13 protein-coding genes are annotated in these 22,855 nt (G+C 76.1%); 9 read left to right on the top strand and 4 right to left on the bottom strand.

All coding sequences use genetic code 11. The features are described from left to right. Positions 1–15: 15 nt before the first annotated feature. Genes ACA361_RS07045 through ACA361_RS07030 form a run of 4 tightly spaced genes read right to left on the bottom strand, consistent with a single transcriptional unit; the run spans position 16 to position 4,203 of the window. The gene (locus ACA361_RS07045) at positions 16–1,218 is read right to left on the bottom strand and encodes an acyl-CoA dehydrogenase family protein (protein ID WP_375010992.1); all 1,203 of its coding nucleotides are present in this window, start codon (positions 1,216–1,218) and stop codon (positions 16–18) included. A 12-nt stretch (positions 1,219–1,230) separates the two neighbouring features. Further along, the gene (locus tag ACA361_RS07040) at positions 1,231–1,761 is read right to left on the bottom strand and encodes a flavin reductase family protein (RefSeq protein ID WP_375010991.1); all 531 of its coding nucleotides are present in this window, start codon (positions 1,759–1,761) and stop codon (positions 1,231–1,233) included. Then, complete coding sequence (locus ACA361_RS07035; protein ID WP_375010990.1) at positions 1,751–3,343, bottom strand: tryptophan halogenase family protein; 1,593 nt, start codon at positions 3,341–3,343, stop codon at positions 1,751–1,753. Before ACA361_RS07035 ends, ACA361_RS07040 begins: the two co-directional genes overlap by 11 nt. Before the next feature lie 50 nt (positions 3,344–3,393). After that, positions 3,394–4,203: a BTAD domain-containing putative transcriptional regulator gene (locus tag ACA361_RS07030; RefSeq protein WP_375010989.1), complete on the bottom strand. Its 810-nt coding sequence runs from the start codon at positions 4,201–4,203 to the stop codon at positions 3,394–3,396. Between the two features lie 451 nt (positions 4,204–4,654). On the opposite strand from ACA361_RS07030, the gene ACA361_RS07025 reads away from it, so the two are divergent. The 9 genes from ACA361_RS07025 (at position 4,655) to ACA361_RS06985 (ending at position 22,843) form a co-directional block, all read left to right on the top strand. Continuing rightward, entirely contained in the window at positions 4,655–6,466 is a 1,812-nt protein-coding gene (locus ACA361_RS07025; RefSeq protein WP_375010988.1) for a fatty acyl-AMP ligase, read from the top strand. Beyond that, positions 6,466–6,714 carry an acyl carrier protein gene (locus ACA361_RS07020; RefSeq protein ID WP_375010987.1) on the top strand — a complete coding sequence of 83 codons (249 nt, stop codon included), beginning with the start codon at positions 6,466–6,468 and terminating at the stop codon, positions 6,712–6,714. The genes ACA361_RS07025 and ACA361_RS07020 overlap by 1 nt, the downstream gene beginning before the upstream one ends. Continuing rightward, positions 6,711–8,108, top strand: a complete 1,398-nt coding sequence (locus tag ACA361_RS07015; protein WP_375010986.1) for a condensation domain-containing protein — start codon at positions 6,711–6,713, stop codon at positions 8,106–8,108. Before ACA361_RS07020 ends, ACA361_RS07015 begins: the two co-directional genes overlap by 4 nt. Before the next feature lie 79 nt (positions 8,109–8,187). Beyond that, positions 8,188–9,156, top strand: coding sequence for a TauD/TfdA family dioxygenase (locus tag ACA361_RS07010; RefSeq protein WP_375010985.1), 969 nt, complete (start codon positions 8,188–8,190; stop codon positions 9,154–9,156). Next, positions 9,153–10,172, top strand: coding sequence for a 2,3-diaminopropionate biosynthesis protein SbnA (sbnA, locus tag ACA361_RS07005; protein ID WP_375010984.1), 1,020 nt, complete (start codon positions 9,153–9,155; stop codon positions 10,170–10,172). Before ACA361_RS07010 ends, sbnA begins: the two co-directional genes overlap by 4 nt. 68 nt (positions 10,173–10,240) lie before the next feature. Continuing rightward, positions 10,241–10,447, top strand: a complete 207-nt coding sequence (locus ACA361_RS07000) for an MbtH family protein (RefSeq protein ID WP_375010983.1) — start codon at positions 10,241–10,243, stop codon at positions 10,445–10,447. Further along, positions 10,444–15,414: an amino acid adenylation domain-containing protein gene (locus ACA361_RS06995; RefSeq protein WP_375010982.1), complete on the top strand. Its 4,971-nt coding sequence runs from the start codon at positions 10,444–10,446 to the stop codon at positions 15,412–15,414. Before ACA361_RS07000 ends, ACA361_RS06995 begins: the two co-directional genes overlap by 4 nt. Further along, positions 15,411–21,932 carry an amino acid adenylation domain-containing protein gene (locus ACA361_RS06990; RefSeq protein WP_375010981.1) on the top strand — a complete coding sequence of 2,174 codons (6,522 nt, stop codon included), beginning with the start codon at positions 15,411–15,413 and terminating at the stop codon, positions 21,930–21,932. The genes ACA361_RS06995 and ACA361_RS06990 overlap by 4 nt, the downstream gene beginning before the upstream one ends. Further along, positions 21,920–22,843: an ornithine carbamoyltransferase gene (locus ACA361_RS06985; RefSeq protein ID WP_375010980.1), complete on the top strand. Its 924-nt coding sequence runs from the start codon at positions 21,920–21,922 to the stop codon at positions 22,841–22,843. Before ACA361_RS06990 ends, ACA361_RS06985 begins: the two co-directional genes overlap by 13 nt. The last annotated feature ends 12 nt before the right edge of the window (positions 22,844–22,855 follow it).

Genomic DNA, 22,855 nt, shown 5'->3' with positions numbered 1-22,855 from the left:
CGCCGGCGGTCCCGGTCAGGACCGGATCCACTGCTCGTAGAGGTCGTCGCGGGGGCGCACGCCCTTGGCCACGATCTCCAGCATCATCTCGTCGGTGCCGCCGCCGATCCGGCACACCCGCAGGTCCCGCCAGATCCGGGCGAGCGGCGTCTCGTCCTCCAGGTAGCCGGACCCGCCGAAGAACTGGAGGCACTCGCTCGCGACCCGCTCCCCGAGCCGGCCGGCGACGGCCTTGATCCCGGCGATGTCGCACACCGACACCGGGGCCCCGGCGGTGAGCTCGGCGACCGTCCCGTAGAGCCCGCGCCGGGCGAGCGTCACCTCGCCGACCAGGTCCGCGAGCCGGAGCCGGAGCGCCTGGTGCTCGTAGAGCGGCACGCCGAACTGCCGCCGCCTGCGCAGGTGGGTCGCGGCGAGTGCCAGCGTCAGCTCGAGCGTGCCGAGGATCTGGGCGCTGATGGCCAGCCGCTCGTACATCAGCGCGGCCAGCAGGGCGGTGAGCCCCTGCCCCGGCCGGACGACGACCGCGTCGTCCGGCACCCGGGCGTCGATCGCCAGCCGGGCGGTCTCCAGGCTGCGCATCCCCGCCGTCTCCAGGCGGCGGACGACCTCGAACCCGTCGCGCCCGACCAGCGCGATCGCCGGGCCGTCCGCGCCGCGGCAGAGCACCAGGACGGCGTCCGCCGCCGCCCCGGGCGACACGAACCACTTCGTCCCGCGCACCCGCCACCCGGCGCCGTCCCTGCGCAGCTCGGTCTCGGCCGCCGCGAGATCGGACCCGACGTCCTTCTCGGAGGTGGCGACGCAGCAGACGGCCGTGCCCGCCAGGCCGCGCTCCAGCGTCTCCCGCGCCAGGTCGGTACGGCCGAACCGGCGCAGCAGCGGCAGGGCCGCCTCCAGGTGCAGCCCCACCCCGATGCCGATGCCGCCGAGGCCCGCCCGGCCCATCTCCTCGCTGAGCAGGACGCTCCGGCCCAGGTCGCCGTGCCGGCCGCCGGTCCAGCGCTCGCGGAACAGCCCCGCGCCGCCGGCCGCCGCGACCGCCGCCACGGGGAACCGGCGGTCGCGTTCGGCGGCGGGCAGCAGCGGGACGATCCGCTCGCGGAGCAGCGCGCGGATCCGGGCGCGGTGCCCGGCGGCCGCCTCGCTCGCGCTTCCGAGGACCAGCGCGCCGCCGAGGCCGGCGGGCGCGGCGGTCTCCGTCCGGGTGATGGTCACGTGCGGCTCACCTCACAGGGCCGGGGGACCGGGCCACGCGGAGAAGCCGCGCAGCCCGTACAGCAGGGGCAGGCCGGGCCGCCGGTCCAGGGACCGGACGCGGCCGAGGACCAGCGCGTGGTCGCCGGCCGGCACGATCCCGGTCACCTCGCACTCGGCCGTGGCGAACGCGGCGGTGGTGAGCCAGGGCGTTCCCGTGCCGGGCGCGGGCCGCCACGGGGTGAGCGAGAACCTGCGGGGGTCCGGCGAGGCGAACAGCTCCGCGGTGGCCCGGCCGTGCAGATGGAGCAGGTTGACGGCGAACGCGCCGTGCCCGCGCAGGGCGGCGAGGGTGCCGCTGCGCTCGCCCAGGCACACCAGCAGGGTGGGCGGGCGCAGCGAGACGCTCGCGAGCGATGTGCAGGTCAGCCCGTGCGGGCGGCCGTCCGCGTCGAGACTGGTGATCACCGACACGCCGGTGGGGAACGCGCCCATGAACGCGCGGTGGTCGCCGGCGGTGACGGCGGCCGTGGCGGCGCGGGCCGCTCCGATGTCACCGGCCATGCAGCCGGCTCAGGTAGTCGTGGTTGGAGGGCAGCGTGGCCACCAGGTCCCGCTGAGTCTTCTGGACCTCGTCGAACAGCGGCTCGGCGAGCGCGGCGGACTCGGGCTTGTGCGCCACCAGGGGCAGCGGCCGGTCCGGGACGACGCCGAGCCCGGCGAGGATGCAGTAGTAGCTGCCGTTGGTCCAGAAGTTGCGGAACTCGGCCTCGAAGTTGGAGTAGTAGGTGCTCTCGTCCGCCACCGGCTGGTTGATCGCGATGCCCGCCCGGTAGAGCGCGACCTTCTCCTGGAGGTCGTCCGAGAGGCGCAGCCCCTTGTTGGCCCGCCAGAACTCGGTGTCGTCGCGCGGGGCGAAGTGGAAGTGCGCCTGGATGAAGTCGCGCATGTCGTCGAACATGACCTCGATCGACCGGTTGAAGCCGTCGACCAGGGCCGGGTTGAAGGTCCGGTCCGGGAAGTGCTTCACCAGCTGGTACGCCGCGGCGTAGGAGAAGTAGATGCCGGTCGATTCCAGCGGCTCCAGGAAGCAGGAGGCCAAGCCGGCGCTGACGCAGTTCTTAACCCAGGCCCGGCGGTTGCGGCCCACGCGGAAGCGGATCTGGTTGAGCGTCGCCTTCTCGGGGTCGAGCCCCCACATCCGGCAGAAGTCCTCGGTCGCCCTGTCCCGTTCGGTGAACCGGCTGGAGAACACGTAGCCGGTGCCGAACCGGCCCAGCAGCGGGATACGCCAGGTCCAGCCGTCCGGCATCGCGATCGCCGAGGTGTAGGGCTCGACCCCGTCGGCCGCGTCGTCGTGCGGCACGGAGGTCGCCACCGCGCTGTCGCACAGCAGGTAGTCGTTCATGTCGAGGAACGGCTCGCCGAGCGCCTTGTTGATCAGCAGCCCGCGGAAGCCGGAGCAGTCGACGAAGAGGTCCCCCTCGACGGTGCGGCCACCGCGGGTGCGCAGTGCGGAGATGTGGCCGCGCTCGTCGAAGAGGACCTCCTCCATGTGGTCCTCGATGTGCACGACGCCCTGCTCGCGGACCGACCAGCGGCGCAGGAAATCGGCCAGGTGCTGGGCGTCGAAATGCCAAGCGTAACGGGTCGCCGGGCGCCCGTCCGCGTACCGCGGCGCGCGTTTCGCGTCCATGATCGCCGGTTCTTTCATGCACGCGTAGTCGAACGGGCCCGGCTCCTGCCCGGCGTGTTTCTTGGCCAGCCAGTAGTGCGACAGCGGGATGCCGTCCCTTTCCGGAAGCAGGCCGAACGGGTGGTAGAAGTGGTCGGTGCCGCCCTGGTATTCGCGCGCCTGCGCCTCACCGGGGCCGGGGGTGCGCCAGTTGATGAACTTGACGGCGGTCTTGAACGCGGCGTTGCATTCGCGCATCCATTCGTCCTCCGGAATTCCCAGGGAGTCGAAGAAGGCGCTCTGGAGGTTGGGAATGCTCGCCTCGCCGACGCCGATGCGCGGAACCGCCGGCGATTCCAGTACGGTGATGCGGACCGTTCCCTGCAGAGCCTTGCCCAGGTAGGCGGCGATCATCCAGCCCGCGGTGCCGCCGCCGAGAACCACTACGTCCCTGATTCGGTCGTCCGTCATGGCGGTGATGTTCGCAACGCTCTCTATATCCGCCCTATATCACCCCTGGGTCAGAAGGTGGCGGCCCCGACGGGCCGCCTGGTCTCCCACTGGACGCCGGACCCGGCGCCGCCGAGGAACGTTCCTTCGAGAGGCGGCAGGGAGTCGTCCAGCCAGGGCTCCTCCGTCAGCACGGCGAGGTGGACCCTGCGGAGCGCGGTGCACGGGTCGACGCCGAGCTCCTCGGCGAGCAGCCGGCGGCCCTCCTCGTACACCGCGAGCGCGTCGGCCTGCCGGGCGCACCGGTACAGGGCGGTCATGAGCTGCATGCGGAAGCTCTCCCGCAGCGGGTAGCGGGCGACCAGCCCGGTCAGCTCGGGGACGAGCCGGTGGCTGGCGCCCAGGGCCAGCTCGGCGTGGATCCCGGCCTCCTGCGCCGCCAGCCGCGCCTCCTCCAGGCGCTGGCGCTGGACGTCGACGAGATGGTCGGTGGTGTTGGTGAGGGCGGGGCCGCGCCAGTGCGCGAGCGCGGCCCGGTAGTGCCGGGCGGCGGTGGCGAAGTCGCCCGTCCGGATGGCGGTGTGGCCCGCGCGCACGCCCTTGTCGAACTCGTCGACGTCGAGCCGGCCGCAGTTGACGACGAACGCGTAGCCGGGGTTCTTGCGCGTTATCTTCACCGCGTCCCGCAGGTGCTTCCGGAGCCGGGACACGTAGGTGTAGATCTGCGCGTTGAACGTGGCGGGTGTCTTCTCGCCCCAGAGGACGGTGCCGAGCTCCTCGTCCGGGATCAATTTTTTCCGGGAGAGCAGCAGTGCCGCCAGGACGGTGCGCTGCTTCGGGCCGCCCAGTGATATCTCGCTGCCGCCGCGCCATGCTTCCACGGGCCCGAGCAACCGGAATTCAACAGGTGTGGTCATTTTCCCTTCCCAGGGATTTGGCGGGTTGTTCACTTGGCCGTCGGGGGCGATGGCGGCGAGGTCTCGGGGAGCGCCTCCACCCAGGCGTGATCTTGGTGGCGACCATAGGCAGACGGCCGCCGCGGAGTCCAGCGGCGCTTGGCGCGGTGGCAACTTCTGGACATGGCCGGGAGAGGCGGAATTATTGGCCGGTGCCCGAAAATGCGGCGGCGGCCGATGGCCGTCCCGGCGGCCCGATCGCGGTGACCGTTCGTGATCTTCGCAGGTGCCCGCATATTGCACGGCAATTGTGCACAGATGTTATGTACGGCGGACCGGCCGCGGCGGCCGGGCGCACGGCGAAATATAGGAGGGGTATAGCGTCCGGCTGGACGCTCGCCGGTAGTCCTTGGTGTCTTTGCGAGGGGTGAGCGCGATGCCGGCATCCGACAGTCTCGTGGCCAGGTTCTTCACGCATGTGCGGGAGGACCCCGGGCGGCCGGCCATCGCCTTCCACCACGGCTCGGGCGGCGGCGGCCGGGTCGACTCGCTCACCTACGGCGAGCTCGATCGGGCCGCCCGCTCGGTGGCGGCCCGGCTGCTCGACGTTGCGTGCCCGGGGGACCGCGTACTGTTGCAGTTTCCGGCCGGGCCGGAGTTCGTCCCGGCCTTCCTGGGCTGCCTGTACGCCGGGATGGCGGCGGTGCCCGCGCCGCTCTTCGCGGGCCGGGGCAACCAGCTGGACCGGGCGGACGGCATCGCGGCCGACGCCGGGGTCGCGGCCGTCCTGACCGCCGAGGCCGACCGGGCCGCGGTCGAGGGATGGCTGGCCGAGGCGAGCCTCGGCGACGTCGCGCTGGCCGAGGCGGGGCTGGGGGAGATCCCCACGCTCGCGGTTTCCGCGGACGAGCGTTCGGACGCCGAGACCGCCCCGCCGGAGCCGGACGCGCTCGCCTTCCTCCAGTACACCTCCGGGTCCACCACCGCGCCCCGCGGCGTCATGGTCGACCACCGCAACCTCGTGCACAACATCCGGCACATGGGCGACACCCTCGGCTGGCGCGAGCGGATGCCGTTCTGCAGCTGGCTGCCGACCTTCCACGACATGGGCCTGGTCATCGGGCTGCTGGCGCCGCTGATGTACGGCGGGAGCCTCACGATGATGTCGCCGACCGGCTTCGTCCGGCGGCCGCTCGGCTGGCTCCGGCTGATCTCCGAGCACCGCGCCGAGGTCAGCGCGGCGCCCAACTTCGCGTTCGACCTGTGCTCGCGGCACGTCACCGACGAGCAGCTGGCCACGCTGGACCTGTCGAGCTGGCGGTGCGCGATCAACGGGTCGGAACCGGTCTCGGCCGCGACGGCCGCCCGCTTCACCGCGCGGTTCGCGGCCGCCGGCTTCCGCCCCGAGAGCTTCTGCCCCTCGTACGGGCTGGCCGAGGGCACCGTCTACGTCTCCGGATCGCCGATCGGCCGCGCCCCGGCGATCCGCACGGTGAACGGCCGCGCCCTGGAGAAGAACCGGCTGGAGCCGCCGGCCGGCGAGCCCGCCGACCGGACCCTGGTCGGCTGCGGCAGGTCGGCCGACATGGAGGTGTTGATCGCGGACCCGGACACGCGCGAGCGCCTGCCCGCCGGCCATGTCGGGGAGATCTGGGTGCGCGGCACGAGCGTGGCCGGCGGCTACTGGCGGAACCCCGAGGAGACCGGCCGGGTGTTCGGCGCGGTGACCGCCGACGGCGCGGGCGGCTGGCTGCGCACCGGCGACCTCGGGGCCTTCGGCGAGGAGGACGGCGGCGAGGAGCTGTTCGTGACCGGCCGGATCAAGGACCTGATCATCGTGGCCGGGCGCAACCTCTACCCGCACGACCTCGAACGCGTGTCCCAGTCCGCGAGTCCGCTGGTCGAGAACCGCCTGGCGGCCGCGTTCTCGGTGCAGGTGCCCGAGGAGCGGGTCGTCGTCCTCCAGGAACTCGCCGCCTCCCGGCTCGGCCGCGAGGAGCTGGCCGCACTCGCGAGGACGCTGAGGACGGAGCTGAGCGCGCGGCTCGGGATCCGGGCGACCAACGTCGCGCTCGTCCGGCGCGGCACGATCCGCAAGACCACGAGCGGCAAGATCCGCCGCCGCGCGATGCGCGAGCTGTTCCTCTCCGGCGAAATCGACCCGGTGTACGAGGACCTGGACCGCGAGGTGCGGACCCTGCGCGACCGCTCCGCCATGGACGCCGCGCGCACCACGGGGGGCGAGTGATGGCGGCGGCGGAGGACGTGCGGGCCTGGCTCGTCGAACGGCTGGCCTCCTACCTCGACCGGGACGCCGCGACCCTGGACCCGGCCGCCGGTTTCGCCGACCTGGGCCTGGACTCGGTGTACGCGCTGATCCTCTGCGGCGATGTGGAGGACCGGTTCGGCCTGGAGGTGGAGCCGACGATCACCTGGGAGCATCCGACGGTCGCCGCGCTCGCCGGGCACCTCGCCGGAGAACTGGCCGCGCGGTGAGCGGGCCCGGGGCACTCTCCGCGGGGCAGCAGGGGCTGTGGCTCCTGCACCGGATGGCCCCGGAGAGCGCGGCGTACACCGTGGTCACGCCGGTGCGGCTGCGGACGGCTCCGGCGGACCCCCTGGACGTGCCGAGGCTCGCCGCGGCGGTGCGGGAGGTGGCCGGCCGGCACGAGCTGCTGCGCTCGGTCTTCGAGGAGCGGGACGGGGTGCCCGTGCGCCGGGAGCTCGGCCCGGGCGCGCTCCGGCTGGAGGTGCGCGAGGCGGCCGGCGAGGACCCGGCGGCCGCGGCCGGGGCGCTCGGCTGCGTGCCGTTCCGCCTCGGCGACGGCGACCCGCCGGTGCGCCTGACGCTGCTGCGCGAGACGGCGCACGAGGCCGTCCTCGTGCTGGCCGCGCACCACATCGTCACCGACGCCAGCTCCCAGTGGATCGTGCTGGCGGATCTGCTGCGGGCCTACCGCGAGCCGGGGGCGCTCGGCCGCGGCCCGCGGCCGATGCCGTACGCCGAGTTCGTCGAGCGGGAGCGCGCGCTGCTGGCCGGGCCGGAACGGGCGCGGCTCGCGGCCGCCCGGGCGGCGGAGTGCGCGGGCGTCCCCGCGCTGGAGATCCCGCCGGACCGCCCGCGGCCGGCCCGGCCGGCGTTCCGCGGCGGCACCCTCCGCAGGACGGTGCCCGGCCCTGCCGCGAAGCGGCTGCCGGAGACGGCGGCGGCGCTGGAGGTCAGCCCGTTCGGCCTGCTGCTCGGGACGCTCTGCGTGCTGGCCCACCGCTACTCCGGCCGGTCCGACGGCCTGATCGGCTGCTCGGTGACGCAGCGGCGCGGCAGCCGCCAGCGGGACGCGGTCGGCTACCTGGTCAACGCCGTTCCGCTGCGGGCCCGCCTGGACCCGGCGGGCACCCTGGGCGACGCCGCGCGGGCGATGCACCGCCGCGTCCTCGACGGGATGAGGCACGCCCGGCTGCCGCTCGCCGGGCCTGCCGGCGGCCCGGGCCCGGACGGCGCCCCCGGCCGCGCGCCCGGGTTCCGGATCCTGGTGACCTATGTCGCGGCCGGCCCGCTGGTCCCGCTGTCAGGGCTGCTGCCGACCGGGCCGGAGGGCCCCGAGGTGGAGTACGGCGGGATGCGCCTGCGCCAGCTCGACGTCCCGCAGATGGAGGGGCAGTTCGACCTCTCGGTGGAGCTGCGCCAGGGCGCCGGGGGAGACCTGGCGGCGGTGTTCCGGTACGACGGCGAGCTGTTCGAGCGGGCCACCGCCGAACGGCTTCTCGACCATTTCGTGCGCCTTCTGGAAACAGCGGCCGAGGCGCCGGGGACGCCCGCCGCCGATGCCGCGCCCGCCGCCGGAGAAGAACTGGCGCGGGTCCTCGCATGGGGCCGCGGCGACGTATAGACCGGCCATTCGTATAGGCCGAATATAGGCGCTTGGCCAAACATCGACGAGTAGCGAATCCATTGTCGTGAGGGGTGCCATGACCGACATCAGCGGGCCCATCTTCGAGCTGGAGCCCGGGGAACGGTCCGGCGTGGCGGAACTGGCCGGCCGGCTCGCCGGCGCGGCGCCGGGGCTGGTCGACGACCCGCGCTGGCTGGACGCGGCCCGCAGGCTCTCCAACCGGCTGCCGCACCGGCTCCGGGAGCGGCTGCGCGACCACCGGCACGACGCCGGACCCGACGGGCTGCTGCTCGTGCGCGGCCTGCCGGCCGGCGACGCGGCGCTGCCGCCGACGCCCAGCGTGCCCGGCTCGGTGGAGCGGGACGCCACGCTGCCCGCCTGCGTGCAGATGCTCATCGTGTTCCAGCTCGGCGAGCCGGGGGCGTTCGCCGAGGAGAAGGCGGGGGCGCTGGTGCAGAACATCGTCCCGGTCCCCGGCCGGGAGGAGCAGCAGAGCAACGCCGGCTCCGTGGTGTTCGAGATGCACGTCGAGAACGCCTTCCACGAGCACTCGCCGGACTTCGTGGCGCTGTCGTGCCTGCGCAACGACCACGAGAACCAGGCGCGCCTGCGGGTGGCCTCGGTGCGGCGGGCCCTCGGCCTGCTCGACCGGCGGGCCGCGGCCGTGCTGGCCGAGCCCCGGTTCGTCACCGAGCCGCCGACCTCGTTCCGCGGCCGGGACGGCGGCGCGCGCCCCCACGCGGTGCTGACCGGCGATCCCGCCGACCCCGACGTCCGGGTGGACTTCTCCACCACCCACCCCGTCGACGACGAGGCCAAGCAGGCGATGTGGCGGCTGCAGGAGGCGTTCGAGGCGTCCGCGCTGGAGTTCCCGCTGAGCCGCGGCGACCTGGCGCTCCTCGACAACCGGCTGAGCCTGCACGGGCGGACGGCGTTCGTCCCGCGCTACGACGGCAGGGACCGGTGGCTGCACCGCACCTTCGTCCATCTGGACGGCCGGCGCACCCGGCCCGCGCGCGCCGACAACGGGTACGTGCTCGCGTGAGCGTCCAGGCCGCCGGCGCGGTGCGGGCCCCGGTGCACGGGATCCTCGGCACCGTCGGGAACACGCCGCTGGTCCGGCTGGACCGGCTGGCGCCGTGGTTCCCCGGCCGGGTGTTCGCGAAGCTGGAGTGCTTCAATCCCGGGGGCAGCATCAAGGACCGCTCGGCGCTGAGCCTCCTGCTGGAAAGCGTCCGCAGCGGCGAACTCGTTCCCGGGAAGTCCGCGGTGGTGGAATCGAGTTCGGGGAATCTGGCGATCGGGCTGGCGCAGATCTGCCGCTATTTCGGGCTGCATTTCGTGTGCGTCGTGGACGCGAAGACCTCCGTGCAGAACATCGCGATCCTGAAGTCGTTCGGGGTCGAGGTGGAAGTGGTGACCGAGCCCGACCCGGGCAGCGGCGAGTACCTGCCCGCCCGGCTGCGCCGGGTGCGCGAGCTGCTGGCCGAGATGCCGCACGCGTACTGGCCGAACCAGTACGCCAACCCGCTGAACCCGCGCGCCCACGAGGAGACGATGCGGGAGATCGTGGAGGCGCTCGACGGCCGGGTGGACCACCTGTTCTGCGCGGTCAGCACGTTCGGCACGCTGCGCGGCTGCGCGCAGTACGCGGCCAAGGAGGGGCTGTCCACCCGGATCTGGGCGGTGGACGCGGTGGGCAGCGCGATCTTCGGCGGGCGGCCCCGGCCGCGGCTGATCCCCGGGCACGGCGCCTCGGTGCGGCCCGCGCTGTTCGGCGAGGGCCACGCCGACGAGGTGGCGCACGTGACCGATCTGGAGTGCGTGGTCGCGTGCCGCCGCCTGGTGCTGCGCGAGGCGATCCTGGCCGGCGGCTCCTCGGGCGCGACGACGGCGGCGCTGGAGAAGGCCGCCCCGCGCGTGCGCGACGGCGAGGTCTGCGTGCTGGTCTTCCCCGACGGCGGCGACCGCTACCTGGACACGATCCACTCCGACGCCTGGGTGCGCCACCACTTCGGGGAGGTCGCCCACCTCTGGAAGGCCCACGGCCCGCCGCCGTGACGCCCCGGCGGCCCGGCACGGGCCCGCGGAACGGTCCGAGGAACGGTCTGAGAACGAGGAGAAGAGCCGTGGACGACCAGGAGCTCTACGACGTGGTCGTGAACGACGAGGAGCAGTACTCGATCTGGTGGGCGGACCGGGACCCGCCGGCCGGCTGGCGCACCGAGGGCACCCGCGGCGACCGGGCGGCCTGCCTGGCCAGGATCGCCGAGGTCTGGACGGACATGCGGCCGGCCGGGCTGCGCCGCCGGATGGCCGCCGGGGAGCCGCGGTGAGCGTCGCGCCCGGGCGCTTCGTCCCGCTCGCCGAGCAGGTCGCGGCGCAGGCCGCCCGGACGCCCGCGCGGACCGCCGTGGTCGCCGGCGGTGAGGAGATCGGCTACGCCGCGCTGCTCGAACGGGCCGACGGGATCGCCGGCCTGCTGCGTGACCTGGGCGCCGGCCCTGAGCAGGTGGTGGGGGTCGCCCTGCACCGCGGCGTCGGGTTCGCCGCCGCCCTGCTCGGCGTGTGGCGGGCGGGCGCCGCGTACCTGCCGCTCGATCCCGCCCACCCGCGCGACCGCCTGGAGTCGCTGGTGGCCGACGCGGGCGCGCGGATCGTCCTGACGCACGAGGCGGCCGCCCGCCGACCGGCAGGGGAGCAGAGACCGGCAGGGGAACAGAGACCGGCAGGGGAACAGGGACCGGTAAGTGAGCCGGGGGCGTCCGGGGCCCGGTGGGTGTCCCTGGACGGGGCACCTCGCGGGACCGGAGACGCGCCCGCCCGCGCCCCCGTGACCGCCGCCCCCGGCCAGGCCGCCTACGCCATCTACACCTCGGGGTCGACCGGCCGCCCGAAAGGCGTCGTCGTCACCCATGAGGGCATCGCCGGCCGGGTGGGATGGACGGTCCGCGCGCACGGGCTCGGGCCGGGCGACCGGGTCCTGCAGCGGACGTCGCCGGCGTTCGACGCCGCGGCGTGGGAGGTGTTCGCGCCGCTGGTGAGCGGCGGGACGGTCGTGATGGCCCCGCCCGGCGCGGACCGGGACCCGGCCGCGATCGCCCGCGCGGTCGCCGAGCACCGGGTCACCGTGCTGCAGGCCGTCCCGTCGGTGCTGCGGCTCCTGGCGGCGGAGCCGGCGGCGGCCGAGGGCGCGCTCGCGTCGCTGCGGCTGCTGTTCAGCGCGGGCGAGCCGCTCGACGCCGAGCTGTGCCACCGGCTGCTGCGGCACACCGGCGCGGAGGTGTGGAACACCTACGGCCCGACCGAGTGCTCCATCGACGTCACCGCGCACCGCTTCGACCCCGCCCAGCGGACGGGCCCGGTCCCGATCGGCCGCCCCATCGACGGCATGCGGGTGCTGGTCCTGGACGCGGCGGGACGGCCCGTGCCCGTCGGCGTCCCGGGCGAGCTGCACGCCGGCGGCCCCGGGGTGGCGCGGGGCTACGCGGGCCGCCCGGACCTGACCGCGGAACGCTTCGTGCCCGACCCGTACGGGCCCGCGGGCGCCCGCCTCTACCGCACCGGCGACCAGGTCCGCTGGCGCCCGGACGGCACGCTGGAGTACCTCGGGCGGCTCGACCGGCAGGTGAAGGTCAACGGCGTCCGGATCGAGCCCGCCGAGGTCGAGGCCGCGCTGCTGCGCTGCCCGGGGGTGACCGGCGCGGCGGTGACGGCCCGGCGGGCGGCCGACGGCGCCGAACGGCTGGTCGCCCACGTCGTCGGCGGGGGCGATCCCGCGGCGCTGCGCGGGCTGCTGAGCGCCGCGCTGCCCGGCCCGATGGTGCCCGCGGAGTTCGTGCCGCTCGACGCGCTGCCGCTCACCGCGAGCGGCAAGCTCGACCGGGCCGCGCTGGAGCGCGCCGCCGCGGCCGGCGGCGGCGCCGCCGGCCGCCCGGCGCACGAGGCGCCGCGCACCCCCGACGAGCGTCGGGTCGCGGACATCTGGGCGGAGCTGCTCCCGGCCGGCGCGGGCGGGGCGCCCGGGATCGGGGCGCACGACGACTTCTTCCAGCTCGGCGGCTCCTCGCTGCTGCTGACCCGGCTCGCCGGACGGTTCCGCGCCGCCTTCGGCCGCGACGTGGAGATCACCGACCTGCACGGCACCGCGACCGTGGCGGGGCAGGCCCGGCTGGTCCGGGCGGCGGCGCCCGCCGAGCCGCTGCGGCCGGCGGCGCGGGGCGGGCGCCCGCCGCTGTCGCCCGGCCAGCGGCGGCTCTGGTTCCTGGACCGGATGAGCCACCCGAGCCCGGAATGGGTGACGCCCATCGTGCTGAGGCTGCCGCCGGACACGCCCGTCGCGGCCGTGCGGGCGGCGCTGGACGGGCTCGCCGGACGCCACGAGATCCTGCGCACCCGGTACGGCGCGGACGGCGCGGGGCCGTTCCAGATCGTGGAGCCCGCGGTCTCCGTACCGCTGCGGGTCACCGGCGCGGCGGACGAGGACGAGCTGGCGGCGCTGGCCCGGGAGGAGCTCGGGACGGGCTTCGACCTGGCCCGCGGCCCGGTGTGGCGGGCGCTGCTCGTCCGGCCGCCGGAGGGCGAGCACACCCTGCTGCTCACCGTCCACCACATCGCCTGCGACGGCTGGTCGTCGGTCGTGCTCGAACGCGACTTCCGCGCGCTCCTGGAGGGCAGGTCGGCCGAGCTGCCCGCCCTGCCGCTCCAGTACGCCGACTATGCCGCCTGGCAGCACGCGAAAACCGGCGGCGGGAGCCGCGAGCACTGGGTGGAGGCGTTGCGGGACCTGGAGCGCTTCGAGCTCCCCGCCGACCGGCCCCGCCCGGCCGAACGCGACCCGGGCGGCGCGGTCGTCGCCTTCACCGTCCCGGCGCCGGTCGCCGGGGCGGTCCTGGAGATCGGCCGCCGGGCGGGGGCCACCCCGTTCGCGACGCTGCTGACGGCCTTCGCCACGCTGCTGGCCAGGCACGCCGGGCGGTGGGACGTCGTGGTCGGCACGTCGGTGGCGGGCCGCGACCGCCCGGAGCTGGAGGACCTGGTCGGCTTCTTCCTCAACTCGCTGGTCCTGCGGTGCGGGCTGGACCCCGAGGCGGACTTCACCACGGCGCTGCGGCGGGTCCGGCGGGTGACGCGCGACGCGTTCGCCCACCAGGACCTGCCGTTCGACCGGCTCGTGGAGCTCCTCGCGCCGGACCGCGACCCGTCCCGCACGCCGCTGTACCAGATCATGTTCGACCTCCAGGAGGAGGGCCTGACCAGCCTGCCGTTCGACGACGCCCTGGTCCGGCGGTCCTGGCGGGTCGCGCGCACCGACCTCACGCTGTCCCTGCGGCGCCGCCCGGACGGGGAGCTGCGCGGCATGATCGAGTTCGCCACCGCGCTCTTCGACGAGGAGACGGTGCGGCGGCTGGCCGGCCGGCTGGTCCGCCTGCTCGGCTCCATCGCGGCGCGGCCGGACCTGCCGCTGGCCGACCTGGAGCTGCTCACGGAGGGCGAGCGGCGGCCGGTGCTCGCCGGCGGCCCCGCGCCGCCTCCCTCCACGGTGCCGGAGCTCGTCGCCGAGCACACCGCCCGCGCGCCCGGCGCCACGGCCGTCACCGGGTCCGGCGGCGCGCTGACGTACGCGGAGCTGGCCGCCGGGGCCGAGGGCGTCGCCGCGGCGCTGCGCTCCCACGGCCCGGGCCGCGAGGCGGTGATCGGCGTGCTCCTCACCCGGACCCCGGCCCTGCCCGCCGCCCTGCTCGGCGTCTGGCGGGCGGGCGGCGCCTACCTGCCGCTGCACCCCGACACCCCGCCCGGCCGCCTCGGCCACATGCTGCACGACGCCGGAGCCCGCGTGGTGGTGACCGAGAGCGCGCTGCTCGGCCGCCTCAAGGAGGTGTACCAGGGGCCGTACGTCCTGGTCGACGTGGACTGCGCCGGCCGCCCGCCGGGACCGGCCGCGCCGCCCGACCCGGACGCCCTCGCCTACGTCGTCTACACCTCCGGGTCCACTGGGCGGCCCAAGGGCGTCCAGGTCCGGCACGGCGCCCTGGCCGGGTTCGTCCGGAGCAAGCGCGACCACTACGGCTTCGGCGCCGGCGACGCCTGGCTGGCGATCCACTCCATCTCCTTCGACATCTCGGCGGCCGAGATCTTCGTCCCGCTCGCCGCGGGCGGCCGGGTGGTGCTCGCCGCCGACGGCGAGGTGGACGACCGCGCCGCGCAGCTGGCGCTGGCCGACGCGCACGGCGTCACCCACCTGGGCGGCTCGCCCGCGCACTGGCGGCTGCTGATCGAGGCCGGGTTCGGGCGGCGGCCGGTCGTCGCGGCGATGGGCGGGGAGGCGTGCCCGCCCGCGCTGGCCCGCGACATCCGGTCCCGGGTCCGGCGGCTGGTCAACGAGTACGGCCCGACCGAGGCGACGATCGCCGCGACCCGCTGGGACGTGCCCGCCGACGCCGCGTCCGTCCCGATCGGCACGCCGTTCCCCGGGACGCGCGCGTACGTGGTGGACGACCGGCTGCGGCCCGTCCCGCCCGGCGCCCCCGGCGAGCTGTGCGTCGGCGGCGACGGCGTCGCCCGCGGCTACGCCGGCGACCCCGCCCGGACCGCCGCCGCGTTCGTGCCCGACCCCTTCGGCCCGCCGGGCGCCCGGCTCTACCGCACCGGGGACGTCTGCACGATGCGCCCCGACGGCACGCTGGTGTTCGTCGGCCGGCGCGACGGCCAGCTGAAGGTCCGCGGGCACCGGGTGGAGCCGGGCGAGATCGAGGCCGTGCTCGCCGAGCATCCCGCGGTCCGCGAGGCGGCCGTCGTCCTCCACGAGCACGGCGAGGGCGCGGTGCTGGCGGCCTACTGCGAGCGGGCCGGCGTAGCGGACCCGGACCCGGCCGAGCTCGCGGCGCACGCGGCGCGGCACCTGCCGGACCACATGGTCCCGCGGCTGTTCGTGCCGCTCGGCGCGCTTCCCCGGAACCTGCACGGCAAGGTCGACCGCGCCGCGCTGCCCGTCCCGGACCTGGGCCGCGGCGGGGCCGGCGAGCCGGTCGCCCCGCGCGACCCCGTCGAGGAGCACGTCGCCGAGGTGTGGGCGGAACTGCTGGGCGCCGGCTCCGGCCGCCCCGCGCCCGGCTTCGGCGTCCGGGACGACTTCTTCCGGCTCGGCGGCAACTCGCTGCTGGCCGCCCGGCTCGTCGCCGTCCTCCAGGAGGAGTACGGGGTCGCGCTCCCGCTGCGCGCGGTCTTCGACGGCCCGACCGTCGAGGCGCTCGCGCGGGCCCTGGAACGGGCCGTGGCCGGAGAACTGGAGGACGCCCGGTGAACGCACCCGTGGAGCCCACGGCGCTCGGCGCGGAACGGCTGCGCGAGGAACTGCTGCGCAGGCGCCGCTCCGCCGGGGCGCGCCGCGCGGCGAGCGGCGCGGTCGTCCCGGTCGACCGCGGCGGGCCGCTGCCCCTGTCGTCCGGCCAGGAGCAGCTGTGGTTCCTCAACCGGCTGGACCCCGGCAGCGCGGAGTACCACGCGCCGCTCCTGCTCCGGATGCGCGGCCGGCTGGACGAGCGGTGCCTGCGCGCGGCGCTCGTGGCGCTGGTCGAACGGCACGAGATCCTGCGCACCCGCTTCCCGCTCGCCGACGGCCGCCCCCGGCAGGTGATCGACCCGGCCGGCGGGCCGCCGCTCGCGGTACGGCACCTGCCGGGCATCGCCGAGCCGGACCGGGCGGCGCGCGCGGTGGAGGAGGCCGCCGCCGCGGAACCGTTCGACCTCGGCGCGGAGCCGCCGCTGCGGGCCGGGCTGCTGCGCTTCGCCGCCGACGACCACGTGCTGGTGCTGATGCTGCACCACATCGCCGTGGACGCGGCGTCCTACCCGGTGATCATCGAGGAGCTGGCGGCCTTCTACCGGGCCGCGGCCGAGGGCGCGGCGGCGCCGATCGCGCCCCTCCCCGTGCAGTACGCCGACTACGCCGCGTGGGAGCGGGAACGGCTCGCGGCGCCGCTCGTCCGCCGCCACCTGGACCACTGGCGGCGGCGGCTCGACGGCCTGGCCCCGCTGGACCTGCCCGCCGACCGGCCGCGCCCGGCGGTGCGGGACTGGCGCGGCGCGTCCCTGCGGTTCACGGTGCCGGACCCGCTCGCCGCCCGGCTGCGCGGCCTGGCCCGCGAGCGCGGCGCGTCGCCGTTCATGCTGCTCCTCACCGCCTTCCAGGTGCTCCTCGGGCGCTACGCCCGTACCGGCGACGTCGCGGTCGGCACCTCGGTGTCGGGACGGTCCCGGCCGGAGCTGCAACCCCTGGTCGGCTACCTGTCCAACCCGCTGGTGCTGCGGGCCCGGTGGACGGGCGACCCGCGCTTCGGCGACCTGCTGGAACGCAACCGGGACGGCGTTCTCACCGACTTCGAGCACCGGGAACTGCCGTTCGGGCGGCTGGTCGCCGAGCTGGAGCCCGAGCGCGACCTGTCCCGCACGCCGCTCTACCAGGTGATGTTCGACATGCGGAGCGGGCCGGCCGCCGCCGCGGACTTCCCCGGGCTGCGGGTGGAGCCGGTCGAGGCCGGGTCGGGCGTCGCCAAGTTCGACCTCACGCTGCTCATGGTGGACGAGCCCGGCGGCCCGCTCACCGGGCACCTGGAGTACGCCACCGCGCTGTTCGACCGGGCCACCGCCGGCCGGATCGCCGGGCACTACCGGCGGCTGCTGGCCTCGATCGCCGCGACGCCGGACGCGCGGCTCTCGGCCCTCGGCGTCCTCGGCGACGAGGAGCGCGCCGTCCTGCTCGGCGGGCCGCCGCGCCCGCCGAGCGGCCTGGGCCCGGTGCACGAGGTCTTCGAGCGGCAGGCCGCCGCGACCCCGGACGCGACCGCCGTCGTCGCGGGCGCGGAGCGGTGGACGTACGCGCGCCTGGACGCCAGGGCCGACCAGATCGCCCACCACCTGCGCGCGCTGGGCGCCGGGCCCGAGGACCGGGTCGGGGTGCTCCTGGACCGGGGCCCCGAGCTGGTGGCGTGCCTGCTCGGCGTCTGGAAGGCCGGGGCCGCGCAGGTCCCGCTCGACCCGGACCACCCGCCCGGGCGGCTGGCCCTGATGCTGGACGACGCCGGCGCCCGCATCGTCCTCACCGAGTCCCGGCACGCCGCGGCGGTCGCGCACCTGACGGCCGTCCCGGTCGACGCGGCGGGGACCGGGCTCGCGGACCGGCCGTCCGCCCCGCCGGCGGTCCCGGCACCGGCCGACCCGGACTCGCTCGCGTACATCATCTACACCTCCGGGTCCACCGGCCGCCCGAAGGGCGTGCTGGTCCACCACCGCGGGCTCGCCAACTACCTCGGCTGGACCCTGGACGCGTACGCGTCCGCAGGGGACGGCGGGGCGCCGGTGTTCTCCTCGGTGGCCTTCGACCTCGGCGTGCCCGACCTCTACGCGCCGCTCCTGGCGGGCCGGCCGGTGCGGCTGCTGCCGCAGGACCTGGACGTGGCCGAGCTGGGGCGGCTGCTGGCCGAAGGGGCGCCGTACGCGTTCGTCAAGCTGACCCCCGGCCACCTCGACCTGCTCACCGAGCAGCTCACCCCGGCCCAGGCGCGCGGCCTCGCCGGGCTCGTGATCGCGGCCGGTGACGCGTTCACCACCCGGCTGGCCCGGCGCTGGCGGGCGCTCGCCGGCCCGGACGGGACCCGGCTGGCCGCCGAGTACGGCCCCACCGAGATCACCGTCGGGAACTCGGCGCACTTCCCCGGCGACGCGGAGCCGGGCGAGCTGGTGTCCATCGGGAGCCCCATCCCGGGCACCACGATGTACGTGCTGGACGAGCACCTGCGGCCGCTGCCGCTCGGCGTGGTCGGCGAGGTGTGCATCGGGGGCGCTGGGGTGGCGCGCGGGTACGCGGGCCGGCCCGACCTGACCGCCGAGCGGTTCGTCCCCGACCCGTACGGGCCGCCCGGCTCGCGGCTCTACCGCAGCGGCGACCTGGGCCGGATGACCGCGGCCGGGACCATCGACTTCGTCGCCCGCGCGGACCACCAGGTCAAGATCAGGGGCCATCGGATCGAGCCCGGCGAGGTGGCGGCCGCGCTGTGCGCCGACCCCCGGGTGGCCGACGCGGTGGTGGTCGCGGCCGGCGGCCGGCTCGCCGGGTACGTCGTCCCGCGCGCGCCGGCCGAGTGGGACCCCGCCGGCCTGCTCCACGACCTGGCGGAGCGGCTGCCCGCGTACATGCTGCCCGCGAGTCTGGCGCGGCTCGACCGGATCCCGCTGACGCCCAACGGCAAGGTCGATCGCGACGCCCTCCCCGACCCGGACGCGGCCGCCCCCGCGGGCGCCGGGCACGTGCCCCCGCGCACGCCGGCGGAGGAACGCGTCGCGCGGGCGTGGGCGGAGGTCCTCGGCCGCGACCGGGTGGGCGTCCACGACGGCTTCTTCGACTCCGGCGGCGACTCGCTGCGCGCGGTGGCGCTCGTCGGCGCCCTCCGCGCGGCGGGCATGGACGTGACCGTTCGGGACGTGTTCGAGCGGCGGACGATCGCCGAGCTGTGCGTCCTGATCACCGGCCGTCCCGCGCCCGCCGAGGACGCCCCGCCGGTGGCGCCCTTCGCGCTGCTCCCGGCCGCCGACCGGGCGGCGCTGCCCGGCGGGATCGCCGACGCGTACCCGATGTCCCGGATCCAGACCGGCATGGCGCTGGAGATGGCGGCCGACTCCGAGCACCGCTACCACAACCACACCTCGTTCCGGATCCGGGACGAGCGGCCGTTCGACCCGGACGCGTTCCGGCGGGCCCTGGCCCTGATCGTCGCGCGGCACGAGGCGATGCGCACCGGGATGGACCTGGCCGGCCACTCGGTGCCGGTGCAGCTGGTCCACGAGCGCGCCGAGATGCCGTTCGGCACGGCCGACCTGCGCGGCCTGGACGCGGGGGAGCAGGGCCGGCTGCTGCGCGAGCACGCCCGGCGCGAGCGCCGCACCCCGTTCGACCTCGCCCGGCCGCCGCTCATGCGGATGTTCGTCCACGTCATGGACGGCACCGGCTGGTGGCTGTCGATCACCGAGTTCCACGGCATCCTGGAGGGCTGGAGCTACCACACGCAGCTGATGGAGCTGCTCGGCGCCTACCGGCGCCTCCGCGACGGCCGCGAGCCCGAACCGGCCCGCCCGCCCGCCGTGCGCTACGCCGACTTCATCGCCGCGGAGCAGCGCTCGCTCGCCTCCGCCGAAGACCGCGGCTACTGGCGGCGGATCGTCCGCGAGTACCCGAAGTTCGAGCTGGAGGCCGGGCACGGCGAGCCCCCGGAACGGTACGAGGGCGCGCTGTCGTTCGCCGACCTGGAGGCCGAGCTGCGCGCCGCCGCGGCGCGCGCCAAGGTGCCGCTGAAGGCGGTCCTGCACGCCGCCTTCCTCACGGTGCTCGCCACCTACACGCCCGAGCGGCGGTTCTTCAGCGGGATGGTGTGCGACGCCCGGCCCGAGGTGCTGGGCGCCGACCGCGTGTCGGGGATGTACCTCAACTCCGTGCCGTTCGCCTTCGACGGCGTCCCGGGGACCTGGCGCGAGCTGGTGCGGCAGGTCTTCGCGCGGGAGATCGAGCTGTGGCCGCACCGCCGCTTCCCGATGCCGGAGATCCAGCGCGAGCTGGGCCGCCGCCCCATCGACGCGCTCTTCCACTACCTGGACTTCTACCAGGTCGACACCGAGCTGGTGGACTTCGAGGCCAGCATCGACGAGAGCCCCAACGAGTTCGCCCTGTGCGTCGGGGCCATGGGCACCCGGCTGCTGCTGTCCACGAGCACGCGGGTGCTGCCCCGCGCGGAGGGCGCCCGCTTCCTGGAGAAGATCCGCCTGGTGCTGGAGGAGATCGTCCGCGACCTGGACGGCGACGCCCGGACCGGCCCGCTGACCGGCGCCGAGCGCCACCGCCTGATCGAGCGGGGCCGCGGCCCCGCCGGCCCCGCCGGCCCGGTCTGCGTGACCGCCGCGTTCGAGCGGCAGGCCGGGCGAACGCCGGACGCGGCCGCCGTGATCGCGGGCGAGCGGCGGCTGACGTTCCGGGAACTCGACGAGCGGGCCGACGCGCTCGCCCGCGCCCTGCGCGACCTGGGCGCCGCGCCCGGCTCGGTGGTCGCGGTGCTCCTCACGCGCGACGACCCGGACCTCCCGGCGGCCCTCCTCGGCGCGTGGAAGGCCGGCTGCGCCTACCTCGCGCTCGACACCGCCCACCCGGCGCGGCGGATCGCGCTGACGCTGGCCGACGCCGCCGTCTCCGCGGTGCTGACCGCCCCCGAACACCGCCCCCTCCTCGACCCCGCCCACGCTCCCGGCCCGGGCGAGAGCCGCGCGCACGCCTTGGACGAGGGCCGCGCCCCGGTACAGGGCGCGAGCGGTGCTCCCGGGCCGGACATGAGCGGCGCACCGGGGCCGGATGCCGGCCGCGTGCCGGTGCTGGACGTGAGTCGCGTGCCGGCCGGCGGCGCGGGCAGGGTTCCGCGCCGCGACGACCTGGACGCCCCGGCGTACGTCGCGTACACCTCCGGGTCCACCGGCCGGCCCAAGGGCGTGCTCGTCTCGCACCGGGGACTGGCCTGCTACCTGGACTGGGCCGTGGCGGCCTATGCCGGCGCCGGGACGGGCGGCGCGCCCCTGCTGGCCTCGGTCGCCTTCGACATCGCCGTCCCGGCGCTGTTCGCGCCGTGGCTGGCCGGGCAGCCGCTGCACCTCCTGCCGGCCGGTCTCGGGCCCGCGGACCTCGGGCCCGCGCTGCGGGAGGCGGGGCCGTTCTCGTTCGTGGAACTCACCCCCGGCCAGCTCGCATGGGCCGGCGAGCGCCTCGGTGAACGGGGGCTCGCGGACCTCGCGGGGCTGATCGTCACGGCGGGGGAGGGGCTGCGGGCCGGCCAGGCCGAGCGGTGGCGCGGCGCGGTCCGCCTGGGCGCCGAGTACGGGCCCACGGAGGCGACCGTCGGCTGCGCGTACCGTCCCGTGGACGGGCCCGTGGACACGCCGTCGGTCCCGCTCGGCGACCCGATCCCCGGCGCCGCGGTGCACGTCCTCGACGAGCGCCTCGAACCGGTCCCGCCCGGCGTGGCCGGGGAGGTCTGCGTCGGCGGCCCCGGCGTGGCCCTCGGCTACCTGGGACGGCCCGCGCTCACGGCGGAGCGCTTCGTCCCCGACCCGTACGGCCCCCCGGGCTCCCGGCTGTTCCGCACCGGGGACCTGGCCCGCCGGGAGGCCGACGGGACGCTGGTGTTCCTGGGCCGCGCCGACCGCCAGCTGAAGATCCGCGGGCACCGGGTGGAGCCCGGCGAGATCGAGGCGGCTCTCACGGGGCTCCCCGGCGTGGCGGACGCGGCCGTCGTGGCCGATCGCGCGACGTCGCTGACCGCCTACGTCGTGCCCGGCCCGGACGGCACCGTCCGCCCGGAGGAGCTGCGCGGGCGGCTCGCCGAGCTGCTCCCGGCGTACCTGCTGCCCTCGCGCGTCGTGGCGGTGGAACGGCTGCCGCTGACCGCGAACGGCAAGCTCGACCGGGACGCGCTGGAGGCCGCCGGCGGTGCGGCGGGCCGCGCGCCCGCCGCCGGCCCGCCGCCCGCCACCCCCGCCGAGCGGCGGCTCGCGGAGATCTGGTCGCGCGTGCTGGGGACGGGGCCCGTGGCGGCCACCGACCGCTTCGCCGACCTGGGCGGGGACTCCCTCGCCCTGCTGCACATGATCGCGGCGGCGCGGCGGGCGGGGCTGCGGCTCGAACCGTCGCTGCCGTACCGCGACCTCACCCTGGCGCGGCTGGCGGCCCTGGCAGAGGGCGCCACCGGGCCGGACGGCCGAACCGAAGGGCGGAGACCGTGCGACACCTGATCTCGATCGACGACCTGACCGACGACGACCTGCACTACCTGGTCGAGACGAGCACCCGGTACGCGGGCGCGGACGGCGCGTACGGCCGGCCGCTGGAGGGCGACGTGGTCGGCGTCTACTTCCGCCGGACCTCCACCCGGACCCGGACCGCGTTCTCCGCGGGGGCGCAGCGGCTCGGCGCGCGGATCGTCACGTTCGGCCCCGACGACCTGCAGACCAACACCGGCGAGACCAGCCGGGACACCGGCCGGGTGTTCGCCCGGATGCTGGACGTGCTGGTGGCCCGTACCGCCGACGACACCGCGGAGATGCGCGGCTGGGCCGGCCAGGACCGGATGGCGGTGATCAACGCGATGAGCGCCGAGGAGCACCCCACGCAGGCCATCGCCGACCTCACCACCCTCGCGTGCCGGTTCGGCCGGGTGGAGAAGCTGCGCGTGCTGTACGTCGGCGAGGGGAACAACACCGCCGTCGCGTTCGCCCTGGCGCTCAGCCGGTTCCCGGGCGTGGAGCTCGAACTGCGCACGCCGCCGGGGTACGGGCTGCCCGGGGACGTCCTCGCGCGCGCCCGCTCGCATGCCGAGCGGTCCGGCGCGGCGGTGCTCGAACGGCACGACATGGGCGAGCTGCCCGCGGACCTGAACGTCGTCTACACGACCCGGTGGCAGACGACGGGGACGAGCAAGCCCGACCCGTCCTGGCGGGATGCCTTCGCGCCCTTCCAGGTGACGACGGACCTGTGGCGGGCCAGCCCGGACGCCGCGTTCATGCACGACCTGCCCGCCCACCGGGGCGAGGAGGTGACCGCCGCGGTCCTGGACGGGCCGGCCAGCATCGCCTTCGACCAGGCGGCGAACAAGATGTACAGCGCGATGGCGGTCCTGGACTGGTGCCGCCGCGGGGTGCGGTGAGGTCCGGCGGCG

Source organism: Actinomadura sp. 21ATH (genome assembly GCF_041951345.1).
In the GTDB taxonomy this organism is placed as follows: domain Bacteria; phylum Actinomycetota; class Actinomycetes; order Streptosporangiales; family Streptosporangiaceae; genus Spirillospora.
This window is presented reverse-complemented; position numbering and strand designations above follow the sequence as displayed.

Bases quoted from the DNA above. Each gene is read 5' to 3' on its own strand.
- ACA361_RS07010 (WP_375010985.1), top strand. From the start codon at position 8,188: ATGACCGACATCAGCGGGCCCATCTTCGAGCTGGAGCCCGGGGAACGG.
- ACA361_RS07035 (WP_375010990.1), bottom strand. From the start codon at position 3,343: ATGACGGACGACCGAATCAGGGACGTAGTGGTTCTCGGCGGCGGCACC.
- ACA361_RS07020 (WP_375010987.1), top strand. From the start codon at position 6,466: ATGGCGGCGGCGGAGGACGTGCGGGCCTGGCTCGTCGAACGGCTGGCC.
- ACA361_RS07025 (WP_375010988.1), top strand. From the start codon at position 4,655: ATGCCGGCATCCGACAGTCTCGTGGCCAGGTTCTTCACGCATGTGCGG.
- ACA361_RS07040 (WP_375010991.1), bottom strand. From the start codon at position 1,761: ATGGCCGGTGACATCGGAGCGGCCCGCGCCGCCACGGCCGCCGTCACC.